Consider the following 3,387-nt stretch of genomic DNA (forward strand, 5'->3'; position numbering starts at 1 on the left):
CAAACTGTTAAAACTGATATTCAACAAGAATTAAACCAGATCGATGAGATAGGTGGGAGTACGCTTGATAATTACTTTGAGTCAATCCTGAAGGAAGAATACCTCGAAAAATATACTCCTAGTTCAGAAGATACCTATTGCAAAGTACCGGATGATTTCAAAAAAAATAACGTTTTAAACTAATATAATTTTGATGATTTGCAGGAAAAATTAGAAGTTAAACCAAAGGTATAGGCTCCAAATGCTTAATTGCAAAAGAGTAAACTAAAAATGTGATCAGATATGACTGAATTTGACCCAGCAGCTACCAAATCTGAAAACTATATCGAAAAGCCGAAAGAGCGTGAAAAGCTTGAAGATTGGTATCGCCGAGAAAAAAGACTTCAAGTCCTAATAATTTTGATATTTTTAGCACTGTTAATCATTTCTAGTTTTGGACAGTTTGCTCTATTAGATTACTCCTTTGGGGAAAGACTTGCTCTGTCCAAAGGTGATCAAATATTTGGGATTGAGACTAAGAATTTACTCAGTTTATTGGTAACAGGTGCTTTACCCATAACCTCTATAGTAGATGGGTCTGGAATTCTTAGCAAAAAAATTAAGATACCTTTACCATTAACTAATGGATTATCTATAATCTGGCTGCTACTATTAGGAGATATATTTTTGAATTTCCAAGCCGTATTAGTCAGCAACGAAGCCGGAGCAGTAGATCAGTTAATACCCGTTATTGCTTTTGTTGTAGCCATAATTTTTTCCATAGCTTCCTTTTGTCTAAGTAGAGGAATAGTAGCGGCTAGCAAAAAATTCATGGCCGCCAGAAAAAATATTCAAATCCTAATGGTATATGGGATTAACCCTATCCCCTTGTATAACAATATTAAACAACTTAAGTTAAGAAAAGAGGATCAAGCAGTAATAACAGATCCTGAACAGGAACGAAAAATAGTTCTAGAAGAAATAAACCAAAATAAAGAAGCTTTAGAATTGGTAATAAAACTCGAAAAAAATAAATTTCAGAAGCCAAAAATAGACGCCAATAAAAAAAATAATATCAATTCAATTTACCAATTATTTAAACAAAAAATAAAGCGTTTATCTAAAAAATAGATAAAACTCTTTTTAATCTCTTATCTACCATAAAAACGACGTTAATTAAAAAATAATATTTGTAAATTAATAGAATATAAATACATAAAAAAAGCTTTTAATATATAAAATTAATTAAAGTCATTATATTTTTTGTGTAGTATAATTGCTTGGGATTTATATAATTTTGCTCCATATTTTTTGTATGCGTAACGTTTGGGTGACCAGCATTTCGTGGAGCGGTTATCTTTTTAGAATAAGGGTTGTTTAAGCAAACCCACTGTGTTAACTGATAGCTGACTAGTAATATTTTCTCAATTTTAATCAGTTTGCTTATCCTAATAGGTAGGGTAATTTGAGATAAGTTAGTGGTTTACAATCTAATCCATTCTTGGGATTGGTCAATAGTAATTGTGAGTTGTTAATCTGGTTGTAATTGTTAGGGATGAACAATAGCAGTTTTTTGATAAACCGCTTGCGACCCATAGACGTGAAGCGCGGATCCGGTGCGCAGTAGGATGCAAAAGCGAAGGGGGTTATATGCGGGCGTTAGGAACTTCGGATGGGGGAGCCAGAGGAAGAGCCGATTCTGATACCCTTTCTTGAAAAGGGATGCCACATCGGATTGTTGGGTGATTGGCTCAGCGGTTTTCGGTAATGCTAGGAGAATGGCACACTGCTTAAGGTCAAACCTAGACGCTTATATGGAATAGTCTATCACTAGACACCGAGCGCGCATTTAGCTTATCGACCATGACCTTCTACTTAGGGGAAATGACTTGGTATGGACAGATGTGAGTGCTCCCAATCGAAGTGTTGTGACCATTGGGTCACAGAGCCAATCAGAATCGATGCCATCAGCTGCCGTTTTTCCAGAGGAATCTGGCAGGAGTTCCCTATTGTAAAGCTTGCAGTTATTGTGTGAGGATGTTAGATCAAATTGGAGTCAAAGGTATTACTCCTACTCCCCTTGCTATGGGAGTTATGTGAAGTACCAACAACTAAATCGAAGATTATGGTTGAGGCTTCCAGTTTCATCCGCGATCGCCTTCTGGGTAGAATCCTCCGTGCTTGACGCTGCCCGAGAGTTCAAAAAGAACACACAACCAGTGTTAATTCGCTTCCTTTCACTTATTAGGAACCCATTGCTAATCTTTAAGGAGTAAATTATATAAACAATCATGCCCAGTAAAGAAGTTTTTGTTCGAGAATACAAAGTAAGAGCCCACAGGCGTACTATCCATACACGGGTTTACAAGTTCATTTGCCACTACTGCAATTCGCCTGCAGAGAGGGAGACTTATGCTACCTGTTGTCCCAAGTATGGAAATCGCTGCAAAGGAGTAGCCAGAAAGTGCCTTCGCTATCAATACGCTAACGAATCTGGGGGAAAAAAGTAGATGTCTTATGTTCCATCACAGCCATCGCTACCATCGCAAAGTCAAAACATGCTAGCAGATTTGGTTGATTACTACCGACAAATGGTGGAGTATCATGAACAAGCTGCCACAGTTGCAAGAGAACAGCTTAACCATGCTAAAGCTTTGCTAAATACCAATGCATTAGCTCTACCAGAAAACAATTCCAACAAGTTCCTCCCTCCTGGAAATCGCAACCACAACCAGCAGGAAAAATACTACCTCACCACGTCAGTAGCTGAATTGCCCGCAGACTTCTCCACTGAAACTGAATTAGATGAGTCACCATTAGGACTCAAACAACAACTCGATTACCAGGAGCAGAAGATTACAGAAGCCATTGACCGACTCCTGGAAACTCACAGGGGATCGATCCTCCACGTTGATTACCTGATCAGGGAGCTGTTTGGAGAGTTGGGCAAAGAGGATATTGCCTCGAAAACTTCTCTGGTCAAATCCATCTTGCTGAAAGGAGAGAGCCAGGGGTTATGGCACTCTGACCCTGACTCTCCAGATTGCTACACCTTTTCTGCTGAAGATTTGCCCGATTTAGTTTCTACCAATAAATCTCAGAGAAAGTCTGCCAAGAGCAAAGTTCGTCGGCCTTCTCCGCTACCTAAGTTAGAGCAATTAAAGTATATGACCTTATATGAGCTAGTGGCTTCTGTGTTAAGAGAACACTATCCACAGATCATGAGTGCCGCAGATGTTTTGGACGTGCTTTATCCTAATGGTTTGGATCCTAAGAAGAAAAATGTAGCCCGTAAATCCATTAGTAACACTTTAACTAAAGGATGTGAATCTAAAGGCTGGAAACGAGTCCAACCGGGGCGATATATCTGGGCTGGCGGTTTCACCTAGAGCTGAGTTCCTACACAAA

General features: G+C 38.7%; 3 protein-coding genes. All 3 read left to right on the forward strand.

Annotated elements, in window-relative coordinates; genetic code table 11:
* Positions 1 to 183, forward strand: a 183-nt coding sequence (locus tag F6K52_RS34260; RefSeq protein WP_293089356.1) for a hypothetical protein, incomplete at its 5' end; no start/stop codon positions are given.
* A 99-nt stretch (positions 184 to 282) separates the two neighbouring features.
* Positions 283 to 1,110: a hypothetical protein gene (locus F6K52_RS34265; RefSeq protein ID WP_293089358.1), complete on the forward strand. Its 828-nt coding sequence runs from the start codon at positions 283 to 285 to the stop codon at positions 1,108 to 1,110.
* 1,379 nt (positions 1,111 to 2,489) lie between these two features.
* On the forward strand, positions 2,490 to 3,368 hold the full coding sequence (locus tag F6K52_RS34270) for a hypothetical protein (RefSeq protein ID WP_293089360.1): 879 nt from the start codon (positions 2,490 to 2,492) through the stop codon (positions 3,366 to 3,368).
* Positions 3,369 to 3,387 lie beyond the last annotated feature (19 nt).

The organism is Moorena sp. SIO3H5 (assembly GCF_010692395.1).
Lineage (GTDB): Bacteria > Cyanobacteriota > Cyanobacteriia > Cyanobacteriales > Coleofasciculaceae > Moorena.